Source organism: Nocardioides sp. AE5 (assembly GCF_031844485.1).
Classification (GTDB): domain Bacteria; phylum Actinomycetota; class Actinomycetes; order Propionibacteriales; family Nocardioidaceae; genus Nocardioides.
Genome location: NZ_JAUZVI010000001.1, coordinates 236,640 through 259,501 on the forward strand (window position 1 = coordinate 236,640; position 22,862 = coordinate 259,501).

21 protein-coding genes are annotated in these 22,862 nt (G+C 70.3%); 10 read left to right on the top strand and 11 right to left on the bottom strand.

The window, feature by feature from the left end; translation table 11 throughout:
• Positions 1 to 22: 22 nt before the first annotated feature.
• The 6 genes from Q9R27_RS01050 to Q9R27_RS01075 form a co-directional block, all read right to left on the bottom strand.
• Complete coding sequence (locus Q9R27_RS01050) at positions 23 to 1,039, bottom strand: ArsA-related P-loop ATPase (RefSeq protein ID WP_311250466.1); 1,017 nt, start codon at positions 1,037 to 1,039, stop codon at positions 23 to 25.
• A 124-nt stretch (positions 1,040 to 1,163) separates the two neighbouring features.
• The gene (locus Q9R27_RS01055) at positions 1,164 to 3,611 is read right to left on the bottom strand and encodes an FtsX-like permease family protein (RefSeq protein ID WP_311250467.1); all 2,448 of its coding nucleotides are present in this window, start codon (positions 3,609 to 3,611) and stop codon (positions 1,164 to 1,166) included.
• The gene (locus Q9R27_RS01060; protein WP_311250468.1) at positions 3,611 to 4,372 is read right to left on the bottom strand and encodes an ABC transporter ATP-binding protein; all 762 of its coding nucleotides are present in this window, start codon (positions 4,370 to 4,372) and stop codon (positions 3,611 to 3,613) included. The genes Q9R27_RS01055 and Q9R27_RS01060 overlap by 1 nt, the downstream gene beginning before the upstream one ends.
• A 222-nt stretch (positions 4,373 to 4,594) precedes the next feature.
• Positions 4,595 to 5,275: a response regulator transcription factor gene (locus Q9R27_RS01065; protein WP_311250469.1), complete on the bottom strand. Its 681-nt coding sequence runs from the start codon at positions 5,273 to 5,275 to the stop codon at positions 4,595 to 4,597.
• Entirely contained in the window at positions 5,272 to 6,009 is a 738-nt protein-coding gene (locus Q9R27_RS01070) for an NAD(P)H-binding protein (RefSeq protein WP_311250470.1), read from the bottom strand. The genes Q9R27_RS01065 and Q9R27_RS01070 overlap by 4 nt, the downstream gene beginning before the upstream one ends.
• A gap of 14 nt (positions 6,010 to 6,023) precedes the next feature.
• Positions 6,024 to 7,169 (bottom strand): sensor histidine kinase, encoded by a 1,146-nt coding sequence (locus Q9R27_RS01075; protein ID WP_311250471.1) that lies wholly within the window; start codon positions 7,167 to 7,169, stop codon positions 6,024 to 6,026.
• 176 nt (positions 7,170 to 7,345) lie between these two features.
• Between Q9R27_RS01075 and Q9R27_RS01080 the strand changes: the two genes are divergently transcribed.
• The 9 genes from Q9R27_RS01080 to Q9R27_RS01120 all read left to right on the top strand — a co-directional run bounded on the left by Q9R27_RS01080 (position 7,346) and on the right by Q9R27_RS01120 (position 16,434).
• Positions 7,346 to 9,661: an alpha-glucosidase gene (locus Q9R27_RS01080; protein ID WP_311250472.1), complete on the top strand. Its 2,316-nt coding sequence runs from the start codon at positions 7,346 to 7,348 to the stop codon at positions 9,659 to 9,661.
• A gap of 143 nt (positions 9,662 to 9,804) precedes the next feature.
• Positions 9,805 to 11,331: a DUF222 domain-containing protein gene (locus Q9R27_RS01085; RefSeq protein ID WP_311250473.1), complete on the top strand. Its 1,527-nt coding sequence runs from the start codon at positions 9,805 to 9,807 to the stop codon at positions 11,329 to 11,331.
• Positions 11,332 to 11,504: 173 nt separating this feature from the next.
• Positions 11,505 to 12,248: a GAP family protein gene (locus Q9R27_RS01090; protein ID WP_311250474.1), complete on the top strand. Its 744-nt coding sequence runs from the start codon at positions 11,505 to 11,507 to the stop codon at positions 12,246 to 12,248.
• Between the two features lie 131 nt (positions 12,249 to 12,379).
• Complete coding sequence (locus Q9R27_RS01095) at positions 12,380 to 12,532, top strand: hypothetical protein (RefSeq protein WP_311250475.1); 153 nt, start codon at positions 12,380 to 12,382, stop codon at positions 12,530 to 12,532.
• On the top strand, positions 12,529 to 12,987 hold the full coding sequence (locus tag Q9R27_RS01100) for a RidA family protein (RefSeq protein ID WP_311250476.1): 459 nt from the start codon (positions 12,529 to 12,531) through the stop codon (positions 12,985 to 12,987). The genes Q9R27_RS01095 and Q9R27_RS01100 overlap by 4 nt, the downstream gene beginning before the upstream one ends.
• A gap of 3 nt (positions 12,988 to 12,990) precedes the next feature.
• Positions 12,991 to 13,866: an NUDIX domain-containing protein gene (locus Q9R27_RS01105; RefSeq protein WP_311250477.1), complete on the top strand. Its 876-nt coding sequence runs from the start codon at positions 12,991 to 12,993 to the stop codon at positions 13,864 to 13,866.
• Positions 13,863 to 14,666, top strand: coding sequence for an MBL fold metallo-hydrolase (locus Q9R27_RS01110; protein WP_311250478.1), 804 nt, complete (start codon positions 13,863 to 13,865; stop codon positions 14,664 to 14,666). The genes Q9R27_RS01105 and Q9R27_RS01110 overlap by 4 nt, the downstream gene beginning before the upstream one ends.
• An 87-nt stretch (positions 14,667 to 14,753) precedes the next feature.
• Positions 14,754 to 15,968 carry a Na+/H+ antiporter NhaA gene (gene nhaA / locus Q9R27_RS01115; RefSeq protein ID WP_311250479.1) on the top strand — a complete coding sequence of 405 codons (1,215 nt, stop codon included), beginning with the start codon at positions 14,754 to 14,756 and terminating at the stop codon, positions 15,966 to 15,968.
• A 61-nt stretch (positions 15,969 to 16,029) separates the two neighbouring features.
• On the top strand, positions 16,030 to 16,434 hold the full coding sequence (locus Q9R27_RS01120; RefSeq protein ID WP_311250480.1) for a phage holin family protein: 405 nt from the start codon (positions 16,030 to 16,032) through the stop codon (positions 16,432 to 16,434).
• A 155-nt stretch (positions 16,435 to 16,589) separates the two neighbouring features.
• Here Q9R27_RS01120 and Q9R27_RS01125 read toward each other — a convergent pair whose 3' ends face one another.
• From Q9R27_RS01125 to nth, 4 genes are read right to left on the bottom strand one after another with little or no spacing between them, the layout of a single operon-like run.
• Entirely contained in the window at positions 16,590 to 17,765 is a 1,176-nt protein-coding gene (locus Q9R27_RS01125; protein ID WP_311250481.1) for a MarP family serine protease, read from the bottom strand.
• Positions 17,762 to 18,466, bottom strand: a complete 705-nt coding sequence (locus tag Q9R27_RS01130) for a CoA pyrophosphatase (RefSeq protein WP_311250482.1) — start codon at positions 18,464 to 18,466, stop codon at positions 17,762 to 17,764. The genes Q9R27_RS01125 and Q9R27_RS01130 overlap by 4 nt, the downstream gene beginning before the upstream one ends.
• Positions 18,463 to 19,071, bottom strand: a complete 609-nt coding sequence (locus Q9R27_RS01135; protein ID WP_311250483.1) for a TlpA disulfide reductase family protein — start codon at positions 19,069 to 19,071, stop codon at positions 18,463 to 18,465. Before Q9R27_RS01135 ends, Q9R27_RS01130 begins: the two co-directional genes overlap by 4 nt.
• Complete coding sequence (gene nth / locus Q9R27_RS01140) at positions 19,068 to 19,787, bottom strand: endonuclease III (protein WP_311250484.1); 720 nt, start codon at positions 19,785 to 19,787, stop codon at positions 19,068 to 19,070. Before nth ends, Q9R27_RS01135 begins: the two co-directional genes overlap by 4 nt.
• Before the next feature lie 140 nt (positions 19,788 to 19,927).
• Here nth and Q9R27_RS01145 point away from each other — a divergent pair, with 140 nt between their 5' ends.
• Complete coding sequence (locus Q9R27_RS01145; RefSeq protein ID WP_311250485.1) at positions 19,928 to 20,605, top strand: Crp/Fnr family transcriptional regulator; 678 nt, start codon at positions 19,928 to 19,930, stop codon at positions 20,603 to 20,605.
• A gap of 225 nt (positions 20,606 to 20,830) precedes the next feature.
• Here the strand turns inward: Q9R27_RS01145 and acs are convergent, their stop codons facing one another.
• Positions 20,831 to 22,783, bottom strand: coding sequence for an acetate--CoA ligase (gene acs, locus Q9R27_RS01150; protein WP_311250844.1), 1,953 nt, complete (start codon positions 22,781 to 22,783; stop codon positions 20,831 to 20,833).
• Positions 22,784 to 22,862: the final 79 nt, after the last annotated feature.

Sequence of the window (22,862 nt, forward strand, 5' to 3'; positions counted from 1 at the left end):
CTGCTCACGCCATTCCTCGCGCTCATGCCATTCCCTGCTCGCGCAGCAATCCAGCCAGTTCATACAGCCCGCCCAGGTCCACGCCGGACGGCAGGCGGGGGAGCTCATAGACGGGGACACCCATTCTGGCCACCAGCGCACGCTGGCTGTCCTCGAGGGCGCGCCGCTCGGCGTGGTGGCGCGCCTCGCCGAGCAGGCCGTCGACCAGGGCGTCGTCCACGTCCAGGCCCGCCGCCGACAGGTCGGCCACCAGCGCTTCACGGTCCAGGGAGCCGTCGCCGGCAGCAGCCAGCTGTTCGGGGCTCAGGTCCTGGGGGCGGACCAGGTTCACCACCACACCACCCACCGGCAGGTCCACGGCGCGGAGCTCGGCAATGCCGTCGGCAGTCTCCTGCACCGGCATCTCCTCCAGCACCGTGACCAGGTGGATAACGGTCCGCTTCGAGCGGAAGAGGGTCATCACGGTGTCGGCCTGGGCCTTGATCGGCCCGGCCTTGGCGAGCCCGGCCAGTTCGCCGTTGACGTTGAGGAACTGGGCGATCCGCCCGGTCGGCGGGGCGTCGAGCACGATCGCGTCGTACTGGCGCCCGGACTTGGAGGAGGTGCCCTTCTTGCGCCCGTCCTTGGCGGCCTCGAAGACCTTGCCGGTCAGCAGTACGTCGCGCACGCCCGGCGCGATGGTGGTGGCGAAGTCGATGACGCCGAAGCGGTCCAGCGCCTTGCCAGCCCGGCCGAGCTTGTAATACATCGCCAGGTACTCGAGCAGTGCCGACTCGGCGTCGATGTGGAGTGCATGGACGTTGCCCCGTACGCCGTTCTCGTCGGGCAACCCGGCCGCGATCCGGCGCTCCTCATAGGGCAGCGGCTCGACGTCGAACATCTGGGCAATGCCCTGGCGACCCTCCACCTCGCACAGCAGCACGTCCTTGCCGCGGCTGGCCAGGCTCAGGGCCAGGGCAGCCGCCACCGTCGACTTGCCGGTGCCACCCTTGCCGGTGACCACGTGCAACTCGACCCCGGGCCAGTCAGTGGTGCTCACGCCGAGGATCCTACTGGCCGGTTCGCCCGCGCATGGGGCGCATATGCACCGTTCCGGCCCCTGAATCGCGGAATCCGGGGCCGGAACGGTGCATATGCGCGGGGTGGGGCGGCGGCGAAGCCGCTCAGTCCATGGCCAGGCCCGCCGCCGGGGTCACCCGGGCCGCACGCCGGGCCGGGAGCACGCAGGCTGCCAGTCCGGCCAGGGCCGAGATCAACACCACCAGGACCAGTTGCCCCACGGGCAGGGTCATCGCCAGTCCTTCGGTGAACTGGCTCAGCATCGTCCGTACGCCGACCCACGCGAACGCGACGCCCACGACGGTGCCGACCAGGGTGGCCACCACCGAGAGCAGCATCGCCTCGGCGGCCAGGGTGGTGCGCAACTGGCCCCGGGTCAGCCCCATCGCCCGGAGCAGGGCGTTCTCCCGCCCTCGCTCCAGCACCGAGAGCCCGAGCGTGTTGGCGATGCCGACCAGGGCGATGATCACCGCGATCCCCAGCAGGCCGACGACGGCCCCGGTGAGCACGTCGATCTGGAGCGCGACGTATTCCCGCTTCTCCAGTGCGCTGGCCACCTCCGCGTTGCCGGCGATCGCCTTGATGTCGCCGTCCGCATCGCTCGCATCCGCCGCGAGGTCGGTGCGCAACCACACCGCCTGGACGGCGGGGGCATCGGTGAGGTCGGCGAGCGTCTCGGGAGCCACGAGCACCGCATTGCCCCAGTCGTCGCCGAGGTTCACCCGCAACGTGCGGCTGCGCCCGGCGACGGTCAGGGTGACCTCGTCCGGCACCTCTCCCAGGCCTTCGACGACGGACCAGGGGAGGAAGATCGCCGACGGGTTGGGTGCGGCGAACGCCGGACTGCTCCGCAACACCCCTGCTGCCGCGGCGTCCGGGGCGAGCACCGGGACCTCACCCAGGTCCGGCCCCAGTGAGCCGACCGTGCCCGGGATCGCCGCCACGGACTTGACGTCCGCGAGTCGCCCGGCCGCCTCGAGCGTTCCGGGGTCAAGCCCGTCCTCACCCGGGGCGGTGACCGCCACGTCGATCGGGTGGTCGTTGTCCATCTCGTCAGCGACGATGCTGCGCGCGCTGGCCAGGCCGGTCAGGACAGCCGTGGTCAGGGTGACCCCGACCATCAGGGAGGCGGTGGTGGCCGCCGTACGCCGGGGGTTGCGCACCGCATTGTGGGCTGCGAGCCGTGCTGCGGGACGGGCCTGCTCGGGCACCACCCGGGCAGCCGCGGCGCCGACCAGGCGCAGCAGTGCCGGCACGATGACCGGCCCGAGCACCACCACGCCGAGCGAGGTGGTGACCCCGCCGAGGACCATCACCGGCACCAGTTGCCCGGCGACGGCCAGGGCGAGGGCGGCGATGCCGGCGGCGAGCAGGAGTACGCCGAGGGCGACCTGGGTCCTGCCGGCAGTGGTGCGCGCGTCGATCCCGGTGTCGGGCCGCAACGCCGCCAACGGGCTGACCCGCACGGCTCGCCGGGTGGGGAGCCAGCCCGCGCCCAGCGTGATCAGTACGCCGGTGGCGAAGGCGGCGCCGCACCAGAGGGGCGAGAGGGCGGCGTCACCCATCCGGGCGCCTGGCGCCAGGCGTTGCACGATCTCGACCAGGCCGAACCCGATCCCGGCGCCGACCGCCAGACCGAGCGTTGCGGCGACCACGCCGACGACCAGGGCCTCGAGCCGGATCGAACCGAGCACCTGGCGCCGGGTGGCGCCGACGCAGCGCAACAGGGCGAAGTCACGGAGGCGCTGGGCGAACAGGATGGAGAAGGTGTTGGCAATGACCATCGCCGAGGTGAGCAGGGCGACCGAGGCGAAGAGCAGCAGCACCATCGCGAGCACGTTGACGCCCTGGGTGGCCGCCTGGTGCTGGTCATTGACGAAGTCGTCGCTGCTCTGCACGGTCGCCTCGGGGTAGGCCGACTCCAGGGCCGCGATCTGGTGGGAAGTCGAGCCGGAACCAGCCCACGCGACCGAGTTGACGTAGGCCTGGTCGAGCCACCGGTCCAGTGCTTGTTCGGTGACATAGGCACTGGTCCACACCATCGAGGACGGGCTGTCCACCATCCCGACCACGTGCACCGTCAGCGCGGTGCGCCCGGTGCCGAGGACGATCTCGTCACCGATGACGATCCCGTTGGACTTGGCCGCGTTGGTGTCGACCACGGCCTCGGTGTCCGAGGTCGGGAAGCGGCCACTGGTCAGCACCTGCCAGCGCATCGACTCGTCGTCGGCGATGGCGCCCACGTCGGCATCGGAGGCGATCTCGTCGCCGTCCTCCGTGACGGGGAGCCAGGCCCAACCGAGGATCGCCGCCCGGGCGCCCTCCCGCTCGGCGCGCTGCAGCAGGTCACGGGCAGTCTGGCCGTCGATGTCGGAGACCACCACGTCCGCGTTGCGGAACGGTGCGTCGAGGCCGGAGACCATCCCGTTGCGGGCAGCGGAGGCCAGCGCGTTGGTGGTCACGATGAAGGCGACGCCGATGACGACGGCGACCACGGCCGCGACGTACCGCCGGGTGTTGCGGCGCAGCGAGGCGACCAGCACGGTGCGCATCAGGCGGCCCGTCCGGCGAGTTCGGCGACCAGGGCCTCGCGGCCGGGGTCGACGAGGTGGTTGCGCACCCGGCCGTCGGCGATCACCACGACGTCATCGGCATAGGCAGCGGCGTCGAGTTCGTGGGTCACCATCACCACGGTCTGGCCCAGTTCGCGCACGGAGGTGCGCAGGAAGTCGAGCACCTCGGTCGAGGCGGTGCTGTCCAGGTTGCCGGTCGGCTCGTCGGCGAAGACGATCGCCGGGCGGGTGACCAGGGCGCGGGCGATGGCGACCCGTTGCTGTTGTCCGCCGGAGAGTTCGCTGGGCAGGTGGTCGAGCCGATCGGTGATGCCGAGGACGGAGGTGACTTCGTCGAAGCGTTCCTGCTCGGCCCGGCCGACGCGTCGTCCGGCGAGTTCGAGCGGGAGCCGGATGTTCTGCGCCGCGGTCAGCATCGGCAGCAGGTTGAACGACTGGAAGACGAACCCGATCCGCTCGCGGCGGAACCTGGTCAGTGCCGTGTCGTCCATGTCGACCAGCCGGACGCCGTCCACGGTGACCTCGCCGGAGGTGGCCTGGTCCAGGCCGGCCAGACAGTGCATCAAGGTCGATTTGCCGGAGCCCGAAGGACCCATGATGGCGGTGAACCGGCCGGCCGGCAGGTGCAGGTTGACACCGCGCAGGGCGTGCACCTGGTTGTCGCCACGACCGAAGGCCTTGGTCAGGTCGCGGGCGGTGGCGGCGTACTGGACGGTGGGGGCAGATGGCTTCTCGATCATGCCCACCATGCTTCTGCCCGCGGGCTCCGGATGCGTCCGGCCGCCGGTGGAACCTGCACTCCGTCCTGCGGTGGAGGTGGCGCTGCGGCGTACGACCGGGGGATGACGCCCGCCCCGCCCCGCGCCCTCCCAGCTGCAACGCGGGGTTACGGTCGCTGGAGTAGGGCTGTGCGCCCCTTTTCTGACAACAGCACCGCACAAGTGCCGACGTACGCCGTGGGGTCAGCGCCCGACGAGCCCGGTCTCGTAGGCCAGCACGACCAGCTGCACCCGGTCACGGGAAGCGGTCTTGGCGAGCAGGCGGCCGATGTGGGTCTTCACCGTCGCCTCGGCAACGACGAGTTCCGCAGCGATCTCGGTGTTCGACATGCCCTGCCCCACCAGGGTGAGCACCTCGCGTTCCCGTTCGGTCAGGCCAGCGAGCCGATCGTTGTCGGGAACGGTCACCTCGGGACCGGGAAGGGAACTGGCGAAGTGGTCGAGCAGGCGGCGGGTGGTGCTCGGCGCGACCACCGAGTCACCGGCATGCACGGTGCGGATCGCGTGGAGCAGGTCATCGGGCCGGGCGTCCTTGAGCAGGAACGCGGCGGCACCGGCACGGATCGCGGCGAAGGCGTATTCGTCGAGGTCGAAGGTGGTCAGCACGATCACCCGCGGTCCCTCACCAGTCCGCTCCTCAGCCCGCTCGACCAGGCGCCGCGTCGCTTCGACCCCATCCATCCGCGGCATCCGCACGTCCATCAACACGACGTCGGCGGCCGTCACCGAGAGCGCCGCCAGCGCCGCGCCACCGTCACCGGCCTCGCCGACCACGCTCATGTCGTCCTGAGACTCGACCAGCATCCGGAACCCGGCCCGGACCATCTCCTGGTCATCGACCAGGAACACCCTGATCGGGCTCACGTCGTGGCCAGCCACTCGTCGAAGGTGCAGCCGCCGGTCTCGACGTCGCCGCCCGGCAGGTTGGTCCGCTGGGCGAACGACCGCATCGCACCGCCGACGGCCGGCAGGCCGAGCACGTGCGGGGCCTTGCGCCCGGCATGGCGGCGCAGCCGTACGGCGATATCGGCGCCGGTGAGCACCTCGGGGCCGGCCAGGTCCGTGGCCCGGACGAACCCATCGGGTCGCGGCGCCTCGGCGTGGTCGACCAGGCGTCGGGCCACCCAGGCGGTCTCCACGCTCTGGAAGGCGAGGCCACGCAGGGTCAGCGCCACCGGTCCCTTGGTCAGTGCGCCGGCAATCATCGCGGCGAACGCGTGGAACTGGGTGGCGCGTACGACGGTGGTCGCCACCCCGGCGTTGGCCAGGATCTCCTCGGCCTTCGTCTTCGCGACGTAATAGCCGAAGGGACTCGCATCGCAGCCGACGATCGAGACGTGCACCAGATGGGTCTGCGGCCCGAGCGCCTCGACCAGTCGCCGCGTCCCGTCCACGTCGACCGGACCGGGCTTGCGGGGGTTGCTGGCGCAGTGCACCACCGCGTCCGCTCCCCGCACCGCCTCGGTGAGGCCGTCGCCGGTGGCGAGGTCCACGCCAGTGCGCCGGCTGATGGCCGTGACGTCGTGCCCGCGGGTCCGTGCCTCGTCGACGACCAGGCTGCCCAGGGCTCCGGAGCCTCCGGTGACCACGATCCTCATGGGGGCAGTCTGCCTCATCGGGGCAGCCGTGCGGAGACGGAGAAGCCGCCGCCCGGTCGCGGCCCGGCATCCAGGGTGCCGCCGTGGACCGCGATCCGTTCCCGCATCCCGACCAGTCCGAGCCCGTTGCCGTCACTGGTGCTGGCGGCGCCGCGGCCATCGTCGTCGACCTCGATGCGCAGGGCGGTGCCCTCGTCGACGACCCGGAGCGTGGCACGCGCACCGGGACCGGCGTGCTTGCGGATGTTGGTCAGCGCCTCCTGGACGATCCGGTACGCCGTCAACCCGACGCCGTCGGAGGCCGGCGGCAGTGGGTAGGGGAGTTCGGCGTCGAGTTCCATCGCGCCGGCGCGCGCCTCGGCGACCAGGTGGGCCAAGTCGGCCAGGCCCGGTTGCGGCGCGGTCCCGGACTCCTCGGAGCGGAGCAGGCCGAGCATCCGCCGCATCTCGGTCAGCGCGTCCCGCCCCGTCTCCGCGATGGTGGCGAGCGCGTCCGTCGCGACGGCAGGGTCCTTCGCTGCGGCGTACCGTGCGCCGTCGGCCTGGACCACGATCACCGACAGGCCGTGGGCGACCACGTCGTGCATCTCGCGGGCGATCCGGGCCCGTTCGTCCTGTGCGGCCAGCAGTGCCTGCTGTTCGGCCTCGCGCTCCAGGCGCTCTCCGCGCTCGATCAGTGAGCCGACGTACGCCGCCCGGGTGCGGCCCATGGTGCCCAGCGCCCAACTCGCACAGACGATTGCGGCGATGGTGAGGAAATAAGAGGTCATCCCGGAGCCGGAGACCGAGTAGGGGCTCAACCAGTCCACCGGGCCGAGCACGGCGCCGACGATGCCGGCCGCCAGCGCCGCGATGCCCCAGCGGGCGGTGGAGAAGCGGGCGGTCGAATAGATCGCGATCGGCGCGGCCACCTGGCCCCACAGCGGCAGGTCGGTCAGCGGCAACTGGGCCAGGTGGGCCAGCGCGACTGCCACCGCGACCGCTACCGGGTGGGTACGCCGCCACCACAGCGGCAGGATCTGCGCCAGCATCAGCAGCGCCAGTTCCACCTCGAATCCCCCGAGCGGGACGCCCGCCACGACCGGGAAGGCCAGGAAGCCGACGAGCAACCGGTCGAGCCAGCGCTCGCCGCGCTCCCCGAGTCGCCATGGCTGTCGCATGGGGTGAGCCTAGGCAACACGCGGGGCGCTGACGTCCACCCTGGGGTGGATTCGCCCGCGCATGGGGCGCATATGCACCGTTGCGGCCCCTGGATCGCGGAATCCGGGGCCGCAACGGTGCATGTGCGCGGGTTGGGCGGCGGGATGTTTGCCGGGCGAGGCGGAAGGAACCGTGCTTGAGTGTCCCCGTGGACGACGAGAACCCCAGCCACGAGACCTCCAGCGCAGCGCTGCCCGCCCGCAGTGGCCGGTTGCGCCGCTGGGTACGTCGCGTCGTGGTGGTGCTGACCGTGCTGGTCTCGGCCAGTGCGCTTGCCCTGGTCCTCTTCCGTACGACGCTCCCCGACGACGGGATCGACGTCGTACGACCGGGCGCGCTGAACGTTGCCGACGGAGCCGTCGGGACCTGGTCGCTCGACTCGGCCACGGTGCGGATCACCGCCGAGGGCGGGCTGGTGATCACCGAACGCGGTGACATCACCATGTGGGCCGCCGATCCCGGTGCGGCGTTCGTCACCGGCGCGCGCGGGCACGTCGCATGGCAGGAGCACCGCGGCTACTTCTGGCCGGACGTGCAGATCCGTGACCGGCTGGATGCGCAGAGCATCGAACAGGTCAGCGCCACCGACGACGAGGTGGTGATCAGCGGACAGTTGAGCGGCGACGGTGACCCGGCGGCGTACACGTTGACGATCGAGCGCCAGCCCCGCTTCGGCGTCGTGATGGACCTCGCCGCGGACGGGGTGGACGCGGTCAGCCTGGTCAGCGGACGCACCGACCATGCCGGCGTACACGGGTTCGGCGAGCAGTTCACCGACTTCGACCTCGACGGCCGGTTGCTGCCGATCGTGGTCCGCGAGCAGGGCGTCGGGCGCGGCACCGAGCCGCTCACCTTCCTGGCCGACACCACCAACCATGGCGCCGGCGGCACCGAGGAGATGACATACGCCGCGTGGTCGGCGTACGTGACCCGCGACAACCGGAGCTTCCGCCTCGACCCGACGCTCGAGGAGTCGCACGCCTTCGCCGTCGCCGACATGCGCGACCCGGGACAGGTCGGACTGCAGGTGTGGGCGCCGCGGTTGCGCGCGGAGGTGATCGGTTCGGTCAACGCGACCGGGGCGATCGCCCGCCACCAGGGCGAGGCCGGGCCGGCGCTCGCCGACTGGACCCAGACCGGCGCCATCATCGGCCTCCAGGGCGGCACCGAGAAGGTACGCCGTGAGGTCGCCGAGTTGCGCGCCGCCGGGGCCGAGATCTCCGCGGTCTGGCTGCAGGACTGGACCGGGCAGCGGACCACCTCATTCGGGGAGCGGCTGTGGTGGACCTGGCAACTGGACACCGCGCGCTATCCGGACTGGGACGGGCTGGTCGCCGACCTGGCCGCCGACGGCATCCGGACAACGACCTATGTGAACCCCTTCCTGGTCGACGCCGCCCCGAAGGGTGACTCGGCGATCCGCACCTTGTACGCCGAGGCGCGCGACGCCGGCTTCCTGGTCACCACGGCCGACGGGTCGCCGTACCTGCTGGACCAGGGCGGCTTCGACGCCGCGCTGGTGGACCTGACAGATCCGGATGCGCGGGGATGGTTCGCGCAGGTGATCGCTGACGAGGTGCTGGGTGCCGGGGTGGACGGGTTCATGGCTGACTTCGGCGAGGGGCTGCCGATGGACGGCGTCCTTGCCGACGGCGATCCCGCGCTGGCCCACAACCAGTGGCCGCTGCTGTGGTCGCAGACCGTCCGGGAAGCCTGCGAACTGGCGCAGAAGCCGGACTGCGTGACCTGGTTCCGCTCCGGTGCGCTGGGGCAGGCGCAGGAGGCGGCGCTCTTCTGGAACGGTGACCAGTTGGTCGACTTCGGCGCCGAGGACGGGCTTGCCTCGGCGCTGCTGGGCACCTTCTCCGCGGGCGTTTCCGGGTGGCCGTTGGTCCATTCCGACATCGGCGGCTACACCTCCATCAACGCGTTGGTGCGCAACTACGTGCGCCCCGACGACCTGCTGCAGCGGTGGGCCGAGTACGCCGCGTTCGGGGTGGTGATGCGCACCCACGAGGGGAACCGGCCCGCGGAGAACGCGCAGGTCTATGACTCGGTCGAGAGCGAGCGGGCGTTTGCGCGGATGACGCGGGTCTTCGCTGCGCTGGCGCCGTACCGGGCCTCCCTGCTTGCTGATGCCGCAGAACTGGGGCTGCCGGCGATCCGGCACGGCTGGCTGGCTTACCCCGGCACCCTGGCCGCGGACGTGGACACGCAGTTCTTCCTGGGTCACCACATCCTGGTTGCGCCGGTGCTGGCTCCGGGCGCCGACACCGTCGAGGTGACCTTCCCGCCCGGCACGTGGGTGCACCTGTTCACCGGCCAGGAGTACGCCGGGGACCGGGTGACCACGGTGGGTGCTCCGCTCGGTACGCCGGCAGCCTTCGTGCGTGCGGACGACGCGCGGGCCGCTGACTTGCTGGCGGCGGTGCAGGGTGCGGTGGCCGACTAAAGTTCCTGTGTCTGCCTTGCGCGGCCGGTTGGCCGGCGTCGGCCCCCGGGCGCCTCGGACCATTTTCGTCGCGTGTCGGCATGTCGGGATGGCGGGGCTGGTTGCGAGGGGGTTGTGTCGGGCCCCTCTGATGGAGTGTTCGCATGATCGATACCGATGCAGCTCTGGCTCCGTTCGAGGTGGATGACCTCGATGGTGACGTGCTGCTGGATCTGATCTCGGACAACACCGGCCAGGAGTGGCGGGCCGAACGCCGCCGGCTGCGGCTCGCCTATCAGCTCTGTGTCACGCATCCGGCGGTGGAGGACGATGCGGCGTCGTGGGGGGATGGGATCCCGGACCTGTCCGGTTACACCGACACGTTGGGCGGCGAAGGGACACCAGAGGTGGCGGCGTTCACCATCGAGTTGTGGGCCACCGCCGCCGGTGTCTCCACGTGGTCGGCGAAACGAACCCTGGCTGCGGCACTGGACCTGCACCACCGCCTGCCGCGCACCTGGGCCGCGGTGGAGGAACTCCGTATTCCCGGTTGGAAAGGCTGCCGGGTGGCTGAGGACACGAATCGCCTCTCGCTGGCGGCCGCCACCTGGGTCGACAACGAACTCGCACGGAGGGGCACGTGGGGTTTGCCGAGGATCGAGAAGACCATCAAGGCCGCCATCGCGATGTTCCACCCCGACCTGGTCAAGAACAACGGCTTCCCGGGCCGGGAGGACTGGGACGTCACCCTCGACCACACTGCTGGTGTGGACGGGACCAGTCGTCTGGACGCGATCGGCGACAGTGTGGATCTGGAGAAGTTCCACTCCCTCCTCGCTGATGAGGCCGCCACGATGGGCCGCCTCGGCGACACCGACACCCTCGGCCAACGGAAAGCGAAAGCACTCGGCGTGCTCGCGGACCGGCAAGCCACCGCGGACCTGCTCGGGCTCCTCGACAACGGTGGCAGCGGCACCGGAGGCAGCGGCGCGAACGGTGGCGGCAGCGCTGACGCTGGTGGCGGCGCGGGCGATGCCAGCAGCGGCAACACCGCTGGTGGCCATGACGCGGACCGCGCGGCCGGTGGTTTGGTGCACCCGGTCACCGGCAAGCCCGTCACCCGCCGCCGCTCGTACCTGAAGACCCGACTGTTCGTGCACCTGTCGCTGGCGGACCTCGCCACGTTGACCGGCGCAACCCGACCCGCGACAGGCGCCACGCACGACGGGGCAGGCGACGAGACCGCCGCCGCGGATGGTCACGTAGCAGCGACCAACCTCTTCGGCACCGTCCACCTCGACACCCTCAAGGCCTGGCTACGCGACCTCGGCACCGACGCGAGGATCACTCCCGTCATCAACACCAACCGTGACTGGTCGGTCGACCACCACGACCCACCCGAAACCATGCGCGAACAGGTCATCCTCCGCGACAGGCACTGTGTCTTCCCCTGGTGCACCGTGGATGCCCGACACTGCGACCTCGACCACATCACCCCCTTCGACGAACACGGCCCACCCGGCCAAACCAGACCCGACAACCTCGCACCACTGTGTCGGCGACATCATCTGGCGAAGACCCACGGATCGTGGCGCTACGTCCGCAACCGCGACGGCACCTACACCTGGACCAACCACACCCACACATGGCTCGTCACCCACTCGGGCACCACCAGCCTCACCGACCCCTGACTGCCCCGCCCCAACCCCCGGGAGACCAACCCTCCCGGGGTCGCAGACACGCCCAAACGCCACCCGGAGCCGGTCGCGGCAGAGCGCACGCGTGGCACCACCCCGACCTTGGTCGGGGTAACCAAGGACCCGAGTCGGTGTCCACGACATCCTCCGACGCCTAGCGTGGACCCGTGACCCTGGAGATCATCGGCGCCCTCCTCGTGCTCGCCCTCGTGGACAGCACCAGCTTCGGCACCCTACTCATCCCGATCTGGCTGCTCCTCACCCCGGGCCGGATCCGGGCCAGGCGCGTCCTGGTCTTCCTCGGCACGGTGGCGGCGTTCTACCTGCTGCTCGGGCTGGTCCTGGCCCTCGGCGCCCAGGTCCTGCTCGATGAGTTCGCTGCAGCCGCGCGATCCACGCCGGTGCTCGTCGTACAACTGGTCCTCGGCGCCGCGCTGGTCGTGCTGGGGCTGACCATCGAACCGTGGACCAAGGCAGGCAAGGAGAAGAAGCGAGCCCGTCGCGCCGCTCGAGAAGCAGAGCACGGCCCCGGCCGCGCCACCCGGATGCGGCAGCGCGCCATGGACGCCGACGCCCCACTCGGCGCGGTGGTCGGGCTGGCCGTCGCCGCGGCCGCAGTAGAGGCCGCCTCGATGCTGCCCTACCTGGCTGCGATCGGGCTGATCGTCTCTGCCGACCTTGCACTGGGGACGACCACATTGGTGCTGGTCGGCTACTGCCTGGTGATGGTGCTGCCGGCCTCGATCCTGCTCGGTCTCCGGCTCGGCCTGCACCAGCGGATTGAGCCACTGCTCGCCCGGATCGAGGCCTGGCTGAGCCGCAACTCCGGAGAGGCGATCGCCTGGGTGCTCTTCCTCGTCGGCCTCTACCTCGCTGCGGGGGCAGCTCAGGACCTCGGCTGGACGTCCTGAGCAACCCGACCACAGGAGAAGATCCGCGCGACACGCCGAGGACACGGCGTGTCGCGGCGGTTTCTCGCGGGTGAGCGGTTGTCACGTGGGCGGCCCGGCGGCGGGACCCCCCGAAAGGTAAGGTGCCGAGCATGACCAAGTGGGAATACCAAGTCGCTCCGATTCCGCTGCACAACGAGGCCCTGATGCTGAACAACTTCGGTCAGGACGGGTGGGAGCTGGTCCAGCTCACCACCAACGCCCAAGGGGGCATCGTGGCCTTCTTCAAGCGGCCCCTCTCATGAGCACCGTCGAGGATCGCCTGGCCGAGCTCGGTCTGGCCGTGCCCGAGGTCGCCAAGCCCGTCGCGGCGTACGTCCCGGCGGTCCGGACCGGCAACCTCGTCTACACATCCGGCCAGTTGCCGATGGTCAACGGCGAGCTGATCGCCACCGGCAAGGTCGGCGGCTCCGTCACCGCCGAGCAGGCGGTGGCCTGCGCCCAGCAGTGCGCCCTCAACGCGATCGCCGCGCTCAAGGCCGAGGTCGGTGACCTCGACCAGGTCAAGCGGATCGTCAAGGTGGTCGCCTTCGTCGCCTCCACCCCGGACTTCACCGGCCAGCCGCAGGTCGCCAACGGGGCCTCCGAACTCTTCGGCAAGGCCTTCGGCGACGCCGGCGTCCACGCCCGCTCGGCAGTCGCCGCACCCGTCCTCCCGCTGGACGCACCCGTCGAGGTCGAGATCATCGCGGAGGTCTGAGCCGTGGACCCGACACTGACCCTGCCCCCGCACCTGGTCGAGCAGGCGCGCGCCTTCACCGACGGCGCCAAGGAGCCAGCCACGCCCCGGGCGGCCTCCACGGTCGTCCTGCTCCGCGACGGCGACGGCAAGCCGGGGGGACTCGAGTCCTACATGCTGCGGCGTCACGTCGGGATGCAGTTCGCGGCCGGGATGAGCGTCTTCCCGGGCGGCGGCGTCGATGACAAGGACTCCGAGCTCGATCCGGCGCTGTGGGCCGGACCCAGCCCGCAGGAATGGGCGCAGCGGATGGACTGCACGCCCGACGAGGCCAAGGAACTGGTCTGCGCCGCGGTCCGGGAGACCTTCGAGGAGTCCGGCGTACTCCTGGCCGGCACCGCCGACGCCGTGGTCGCCGACACCACCGGCGACGACTGGGAGCGCGACCGGGCCGCCCTCGAGGCACACCAGCTGGCCTTCTCCGACTTCCTGGCCGCCCGCGGCCTGGTGCTGCGCTCCGACCTGCTCTCCGTGCTCGGCGGCTGGCTCACCCCGGTCTTCGAGCCGAAGCGCTACCTGACCTGGTTCTTCGTCGCCGCGCTGCCCGACGGGCAGGTCACCCGCGACGTCTCCACCGAGACCGACCAGGTCGCCTGGCTCACCGTGCGCGACGCGATCCGCCAGGCTGACGAGCAGCAGATGCTGTTGCTGCCGCCGACGTACGCCACCCTGTGCGACCTGTACGACGCGACCACGCCCGCCGAGGCACTGGCCCACGTGGGCGACATCCCGTTCGAGATGATCACCCCCACCTTCAACCCGGAGACCAACCGGCTGGAGAGCAACGACCGCATCGTCCAGCTCGGGATCCGGGTCGGCGAGGCGGTGCACGGGTCATGACCTGGGCCGGCGGCACCTTCGGCGAGCGCGGGCAGTGCGTGCTGGCTCCCAACGCCAACATGATGACCCTGGACGGCACCAACACCTGGGTGCTCCGCGAACCCGACGGCGACCGGTCCATCGTGATCGACCCCGGCCCCTCCATCGCCAGCCACCTGGACGCGATCGAGGAGGCCTCCGGGGCGGTCGCCGCCGTGCTGCTGACCCACCACCACCACGACCACTCCGAGGCCGCCCGCGAGTTCGCGGAGCGGATGGGGTGCGGCGTACGGGCGCTGGACCCGGAATACCGCCTCGGCTCCGAAGGCCTGGGCGATGGGGACGTGGTCGCCGTGGACGGGCTCGAGGTGCACGTCATTGGTACGCCGGGACACACCGCCGACTCGCTCTGCTTCCAGCTCCCCGCCGAGGGCGCGATCCTGACGGGGGACACGGTGCTCGGCCGCGGCACCACGGTGGTGGCGCACCCGGACGGAGAACTCGGCGCCTACCTCGACTCGCTCGACCGGCTGCACCGGCTCGCCGAGGCGCACGAGGTCACGGCGATCTGGCCCGGCCACGGCCCGGTGATCAATGATGCGCTGGCGGCGCTCGACCACTACATCACCCACCGGCACCAGCGGCTGCAGCAAGTCGAAGCCGCCCTGGCCACCCTCCGGGAACGCCCCCACCCCGAGGGTGCCTCCGCCGATGAGTTGCCCCGCCAGGTCGTCGAGATCGTCTATGCCGACGTGGACCCGGTGCTGTGGGGCGCGGCGGAGATGAGTGTCCGCGCGCAACTGGCCTACCTGGCGCGCTAGCCTCGGCACAGGTGAGCCGGGAAGTCTGGTTGGCCCGCCGCCCAGCAGGCGGCGGATGACGATGATCGCTACCTGAAACGGGGAACCATGCCCAAGCTGCGCTTCCTGCCCGACCCGACCTCGAGCGAGCACACCCGGGTCGGCGACCTGCTCCGCCGCGACACGGTCGGCGGCATCCTCGCGCTGGGCGCCGCACTGGTCGCGGTGCTCTGGGCCAACTCGATGGTGGGCGACTCCTACCAGCACCTGCGCGAGTTCGAGATCGGACCGCTGGACGTGGAGAAGTGGGCCGCCGACGGTGCGCTGACGCTCTTCTTCTTCGTCACCGGGCTGGAACTCAAGCGCGAATTCCTCCTCGGCTCGCTCTCCCGGATCCAGGACGCACTCGTGCCGGTGGTCGCCGCCTTCTGTGGCGTGATGGTCCCGGCCGGGGTCTACACCCTGGTCAACGTCCTCGGCGACGGCCACCTGGGCGGATGGGCGATCCCGTCGGCCACCGACATCGCCTTCGCCGTCGCGGTGCTCGCCGTGGTCGGCTCGTCGTTGCCCGGCCAGTTGCGGATCTTCCTGCTCACCCTGGCCGTGGTCGACGACCTGATCGTCATCGTGATCATCGCGCTCTTCTATGCCTCCGGGTTCGACGGGGTTGCGCTCGCTGCGGCCGGCGGCTTCTTCGCGTCGTACGCCGTGTTGCAGCACTTCCGGGTGCCCGGCTGGCTGCCCTACCTGCCGCTGGCGATCGGCGCCTGGTGGTTCACCCACGAGAGCGGGATCCACGCCACCATTGCCGGCGTCGTCCTGGGCCTGCTCACCCGGGTGCGCACCGACGGCGGGGAGGAGGCCGCACCGGCCGATCGGTTGCAGCACCTGCTGAGCCCGTGGTCGGCGGGCCTGGCGGTGCCGTTCTTCGCCCTGATGTCGGCCGGGGTGGTGATCAGCGGCGGCGCCGAACTGGTCCGCGACCCGGTAGTGATCGGGGTGGTGCTCGGGCTTGTGATCGGCAAGCCGGTCGGCATCTTCGGCGGCTCCTGGCTGCTCACCCGCTTCACCCGGGCTGAGATGGATCCCGACGTCTCCTGGAGCGACGTGGCCGGGGTCGCCCTGCTCGGCGGGATCGGCTTCACGGTAGCGCTGCTGGTCTCCGACCTCTCGTTCGTCGGACCCGAGCGCGACGCGGCCAAGGCCGCCGTACTCTTCGGGTCACTGGTCACGGCGACGCTCGGCTCGGCCGTGCTGGTTGCGCGCAACCGCCACCACCGGGGGCGTACGCCGATCTCCGGGCCGTACGCCGACGAGGAGTGAGCCGGATCCGTGTAGAGTCCACAACGGACTGAACTGAAGCCGAGCACCAGGAGCGACCTGCATGTCCCTCGACGAGGTGAAGAGCGAAGAGCCGACGATCGGCAAGCTCGTTGCTGACGCACAGCGCGACATCTCGAGCATCATCTCCAACGAGATCAAGCTCGCGAAGTCGGAGTTGAAGGTCAGCATCAAGGCCGGCGGGACGGGCGCCGCAATGTTCGCAGCCGCCGGCTTCATCGGAGTGCTGGCGATCATCATCTTCTCGATCTTCCTGGCTCACCTGATCCACTGGAACGGTGACGGGCTCGACCTGCACTGGGCCTACCTGATCGTCTTTGCCTTCTATGTCCTCCTGGCCGGGATCCTGGTCTTCATCGGCATCCGCCAGGTGAAGCGGGTCAAGGGGCCGGAGAAGGCGATCCACCACGCGCAGGAGACGAAGGCTGCGATCACCAACCGCGGCTGACTTCCCGCCGCGGCACACCGGTCATCCGTCGAGGCGGCGTCCATGGACGCCGCCTTGATGCATTCCATCAACGATTGAGCTTTCGCGCATCAACGAGTGAGCGTTCGCGACGCAATGAGTGAGCGTTCGCGACGCAATGATTGAGCGTTCGTGGGTCAACCGGCGCAGTCGCCGGTGTCCACGCGATCCGTGCGGCCCAGGCCCTCGGCGGCCGCGCTCCGTACGGCGGAGGCGGTCAGCGCATAGCCCGTCTCCTCGTCGGTGACCGAAGCGGCGAAGACCACCCCGACCACGTCACCGGCCGTGTTCACCACCGGGCCGCCGGAGTTGCCCGGACGGATCAGGGCACGCAGCGAATACACGTCGCGGACTACGGTGCCGGTGCCATAGATGTCGGGGGAGCGGAGGCGCTGGTCGGAGCGGATCCGGCCGGGCTGCACGTCGTACGGGCCGTCGTTGGGATAACCCAGGATCGCGACGCTCTGGCCGTCCTCGGTGGACTCCTCGAAGTCCAGGCGCGGGCGCTCCAGGCCAGGCACCTGCAGCACCGCCACGTCGAGGTCCTTGTTGTAGTAGACGACCGTGGCGTCGAGGCGCTCGTCGCCGACGAAGACCTCGGGCTCGGAGACCCCGGCCACCACGTGGGCATTGGTCATCAGTCGCTCCGGGCCGTAGACGAAGCCGGTGCCCTCCACCCCGCGCCCGCACTTGTTGGCGCCATGGATCTTCAGCACGCTCTGCGCGGCATCGACGACATCCGGGTCACGCCCGACCTCGGAATCCGGTGGGTCGACCGCCACGATCCGCTCGGGTGCGAACGGCTCGAGATAGCGCGGGAAGAAGTTGTTGCCGACCACGTTGCTGAACGCGTTCAGCGCCTCGGTGGCCTTGTCCGGGAGCACCTGGTCCACCTTGGCCAGGATCGTCGACTCGCGCACCAGTGGCGTGATCGACCCGATGCTGGACCCGGCCACCGCCACACCGAGCGCCCATGCCACGACCAGGACCGCCACCGCACTCAGCGCGGAGCCCCCGACGGCATCGACGGCGCGCACCGGTTGCCAGGTGATCGAGTCGCGCACCTTCGCCCCGGCGTACTGGAACAGCGCCTGGCCCAGCGTGGCGCAGAGGATCACCAGGAAGAGCGCACCCAGCGAGACCGCCAACGAGGGGCCCGACCCCTCCAGCAGCAGCGGCACCAGCCAGATGCCGAAGAAGCCGCCGAGCAGCAGGCCGGTGGTGGCGAAGGCGCCGGTGACGAAGCCCTGCCAATAGCCCGAGATGGCATAGGCGAGCACCAGCAGGATCAGGATCAGGTCGAGGACGTTCACCGGCCGGGTCCTTCCTTGAAGTTCGTGTTCGGCTGGGGCGGCCGGGCGGCGCCGTCCTGCCCGCGGAACATGTAGTCGGGCAGGTCATGCATCCGGTCGGTGTCCCACGGCTTGCTCCAGCCGACGTGGTCGAAGAGGCGGGAGATGATTCCTGCGGTGAAGCCCCACAGGATCACGTCGCGCTCCTCGCCGATCAGGAACCCGGGGCCGTTCCAGCCACTCGGGTGGCGCACGGTGACCCGGTACGTCGGCTCCACCAGTTCGGTGATCGGCACCCGGTGGATCGCGTGCACCTCCTCCACCGAGTGGCGGGTCACCGGCGTCGGCTCGGCCCACCAGCCCAGCACCGGGGTGACGGCGAAGTTGCTCGGTGGCAGCCACAGTTCGGGCAGTTCGGCGAAGACCTCGACGCCGGACGGGTCCAGGCCGGTCTCCTCCCACGCCTCGCGCAGGGCCGCGTCGTACGGCGTCTCCCCGGGGTCGATGCTGCCGCCGGGGAACGAGACCTGGCCCGGGTGCGAGCGCATCGTGTGCGACCGCTCGGTGAGTAGCAGTTCGGGGCCGTGCTCGTCCTCGCCGAAGAGGACCAGCACCGCGCCGCGGCGCGCGTCACTGCCCTCGGGCGGCACGAAGCGGGTCAGGTCGTCGGCCGTGATCGAGTGGGCGCCCTCGCGGATCGGCTCGAGCCAGTCGGGAATCAACGCTCCACCCCCAGGTGCTCGGCAACCATGGCTTCGAGTTGTGCCAGGTCCTTGATCTCGACGAACTCCTGGTGGACCACCATGCCGTCGGCGTCGACCAGGATCGTGAACGGCAGGCCTTGGAGCGCCGGCAGCGGCGCCTTGCGGGACAGGGTGGTCTGGGTGTCGGCGAGCTGCGGATAGCTGACCCCGGTGTCCAGGGCGAGTTGCATGCCGTTGGTGGTCTGGGTGTCGTTGTAGTTGATGCCCAGCACGGCGACCTTCCCGGCGTACGCCTGGGCGAACTCCTCGAAGATCGGCATCTCGTCACGGCACGGTCCGCACCACGAGGCCCACAGGTTGACCACCATCGGCCCGCGCAGCGAGGAGAGGTTGACTGCTTCGCCGCCGCCGAAGCACGGCAGCGTCACGTCCGGCAACCCGCCCTCGACGTGGTCGCCGTCGCCGGGCACGCACGCCGCGATCTGGCTCTGTGCCTTCATCTCGCGCAGTTCAGGGGTGTCCACGTCGATCCGCGCCTGACCGGGATCGTCGCCGGAGTCGGTGGGAGCGCAGCCGGTGAGCACCAGCAGGGCCAGGGCCGCTGCGGCAAGGGTCTTCCTCATGCTGGTCCCTGCGTCTTGACCAGCTTCGCGGCCACGTCCGGGTCGACCGGCCCCTCGCCGTACGACGGGCACCAGTGCGCCACCGGGCAGGCCCCGCAGGCAGGCTTCTTCGCGTGGCACCGGCGCCGTCCGTGCCAGATCACGTGGTGCGACAGCATCGTCCAGTCGCGCTTCTCGAAGAGCGCGCCGACCGCATGCTCCACCTTCACCGGGTCGGTCTCCTCGGTCCACCCGAAGCGCCGGACCAGCCGCCCGAAGTGGGTGTCCACGGTGATCCCGGGGACGTCGAAGGCGTTGCCGAGCACCACGTTGGCCGTCTTGCGGCCCACCCCGGGCAGCTTGACCAGGTCGTCGAGGCGCCCCGGCACCTCACCGCCGTGGTCGCTGACCAGGGCAGCGCTGAGCTTGAGCAGTGACTCGGTCTTGGCGCGGAAGAACCCGAGCGGACCGATCACCTGCTCCATCTCGGCACGGTCCGCGGCAGCCATCGTCGCGGCGTCCGGCCAGCGCCGGAAGATCTCCGGACGGGCCGCGTTGACGCGTCGGTCGGTGGTCTGCGCACTGAGCACGGTGACCACCAGGAGTTCGAAGGCGTTGTCGAAGTCGAGTTCGCAACGTGCGTCAGGATAGGTTTCTCCTAGGATGCGATTGACCTTCCGGGCCCGTCGGACCAGCGCAGTGCGGGATTGCGCGGGTGTCGCGGGTTTCGTGGCCACGGCCGACAGCCTACGTGGGCAGGCCCGTGTGGACCGGATGGTGGTCCCGATCCACGCACTTGGGCCACGATGGTCCATGATGTGATGTGGACCACGACTAGGATCGTGCCCGGACCCGGAAACTCACATGGGAGGAACTCGTGGACAACGACGTACTGCGTCAGGCTCCGCTCTTCAGCGCGCTCGATGACGAGGCGGCCACAGCACTGCGATCGTCCATGGGCGAGACCCGGCTCCGCAGGGGCGAGGTGCTCTTCCACGAGGGCGACTCCGGGGACAAGTTGTACGTCGTGCTCGAGGGCAAGGTGAAGCTCGGTCGCTCGTCGGCGGACGGCCGCGAGAACCTCCTGGCCATCCTCGGCCCCGGCCAGATGTTCGGTGAGCTCTCCCTCTTCGACCCGGGCCCGCGCTCGGCCACGGTCACCACGGTCACCGACGCCACCTTTGCCTCGCTCTCCCACGAGGACCTGCTCCGCTGGCTGGAGGGCCGCCCCGCCGTCGCGCATGGCCTGCTGTCGCAGATCGCCAGCCGGCTGCGCAAGGCCAACGACGTCAACGCCGACCTGGTCTTCTCCGACGTGCCCGGCCGCGTCGCCAAGGCGCTGCTCGAGCTCGCCGACCGCTTCGGCCGCACCGCCGACGACGGCGTACACGTGCACCACGACCTGACCCAGGAGGAGCTCGCCCAGCTCGTCGGCGCCTCCCGCGAGACGGTCAACAAGGCGCTCGCCGACTTCGCCTCCCGCGGCTGGGTCCGGCTCGAGCCGCGCTCGGTCGTGATCATGGACATCGAGCGACTCTCGCGTCGCGCCCGCTGACGCGCTGCTCCACGTCGTACGCCGAACGGCCGCCGACCCCCTGCTGAGGGGATCAGCGGCCGTTCTGCATGTGCGGCGCTTGTGCGGTGGTGTTGACGCTCCGTTGGGCACCGTGTGGCCCCCTCGCGCCGACCCGGCACTTGTGCGGTGCTGTTGACGAAAACGGGGCGCACAGCCCTACTCAAGCGACGATAACCCCGCGTTACAGCTGGTTGCGGGCGGCCGTCAGGAGGAGGACATACCCGACGAGATCAGGTCCATCACCGAGGAGTCGGCCAGGGTGGTGACGTCGCCGATCTCGCGCTTTTCGGCCACGTCACGCAGCAGGCGGCGCATGATCTTGCCGGAGCGGGTCTTGGGCAGCTCCGGGACGATCATGATCTGGCGAGGCTTGGCGATGGCACCGATCTCGGAGGCAACGTGGTTGCGCAGTTCGGTGACCAGTTCCTCGCCCTCGCCGACCTCGTCGGCCTCCTCGACGGCGCTCTCCCGCAGGATCACGAAGGCGCAGACGGCCTGGCCGGTGGTCTCGTCGGAGGCTCCGACGACCGCTGCTTCGGCGACCTTCGGGTGGGAGACCAGTGCCGACTCGATCTCGGTGGTGGAGAGCCGGTGGCCCGACACGTTCATCACGTCGTCGACCCGACCCAGCACCCAGATGTCACCGTCGGAGTCCTTCTTCGCTCCGTCGCCGGCGAAGTAGACGTCCGGCCAGCGCGACCAGTAGGTGTCCTTGAACCGCTGGTCGTCACCCCACACGGTGCGCAGCATCGCGGGCCACGGCTTGCGCAGGATCAGGTAGCCGCCCGACCCGTCCGGCACCGACTCGCCGGCATCGTTGACCACGTCGGCCTCGATGCCGGGCAGGGCACGCATCGCCGAGCCGGGCTTGGCATCGGTGACGCCGGGCAGCGGGGAGATCATGATCTGGCCGGTCTCGGTCTGCCACCAGGTGTCGACGACCGGGACCCGGTCACCGCCGATGACCTCGCGATACCAGACATACGCCTCCGGGTTGATCGGCTCACCGACCGAGCCGAGGATCCGGATCGAGGAGAGGTCGTGCTGGTCGGGGATCTCGCGGCCCTGCTTCATGAAGGTCCGGATCGCGGTCGGGGCGGTGTAGAAAATGGTGACGCCGTACTTCGCCACGATCTCCCACCAGCGGCCCTTGCGCGGGCTGTCCGGGGTGCCCTCATACATCACCTGCGTGGCGCCGTTGGCCAGCGGCCCATAGACCAGGTAGGAGTGGCCGGTCACCCAGCCGACGTCGGCAGTGCACCAGTAGACGTCGGTGTCTGGCTTGAGGTCGAAGACCGCCCAGTGCGTGTACGCCGTGCCGACCAGGTAGCCGCCGGTGGTGTGCAGGATGCCCTTCGGCTTGCCGGTGGTGCCGGAGGTGTACATGACATAGAGCGGGTGCTCGGCGTCGTGCAGTTCTGCGGTGTGCTCAGTCGACTGGCCGTCCACCACGTCGTGCCACCACTTGTCGACCGTGTCGTCCCAGGAGACGTCCTGGCCGGTACGCCGCACCACCAGCACGTGCTCGACCGCATGCTCGCCGCCAGCCAGCTTGGCGACCGCCGCGTCCACGGCGGGCTTCAGGGCCGAGGGTGCGCCGCGGCGGTAGCCGCCGTCGGAGGTGACGATCACCTTCGCGCCGCAGTCCTCCACCCGGGAGGCCAGCGCGTCGGCGGAGAAGCCGCCGAAGACGACGGTGTGCGGGGCACCCAGGCGGGCACAGGCCAGCATGGTGAAGACGCACTCGGGGATCATCGGCAGATAGATCGCCACCCGGTCGCCCTTGCGCACGCCCAGCGAGAGGAGCGCGTTGGTGGCCTTGTTGACCTCGTCCTGCAACGCGGCATAGGTGATGTCGCGGGTGTCGTCCTCGGGCTCACCGACCCAGTGGATCGCCACCTTGTCGCCGCGACCGGCGTCCACGTGGCGGTCCACGCAGTTGACCGCGGCATTGATCGTGGCGCCGGGGAACCACTTGGCGAACGGCGGGTTGTCCCAGTCCAGGACCCGGTCCCACGACCGGCCCCAGTCCAGCCGCCCGGCCTGTTCGGCCCAGAACCCCTCGAGGTCGGTAGCAGCGCGGTCATAGGCATCCGCCTTCACGTTGGCGGCCGCGGCCAGATCTGCGGGAGGAGCGAAGCGTCGCTCCTCGTGCATCAGGTTGGAAAGGGTCTCGGACTGCTCAGTCACGGTGTCTCCTGATTCTGTTGTCTTCGAACGACCGGCCTCTGGTCAG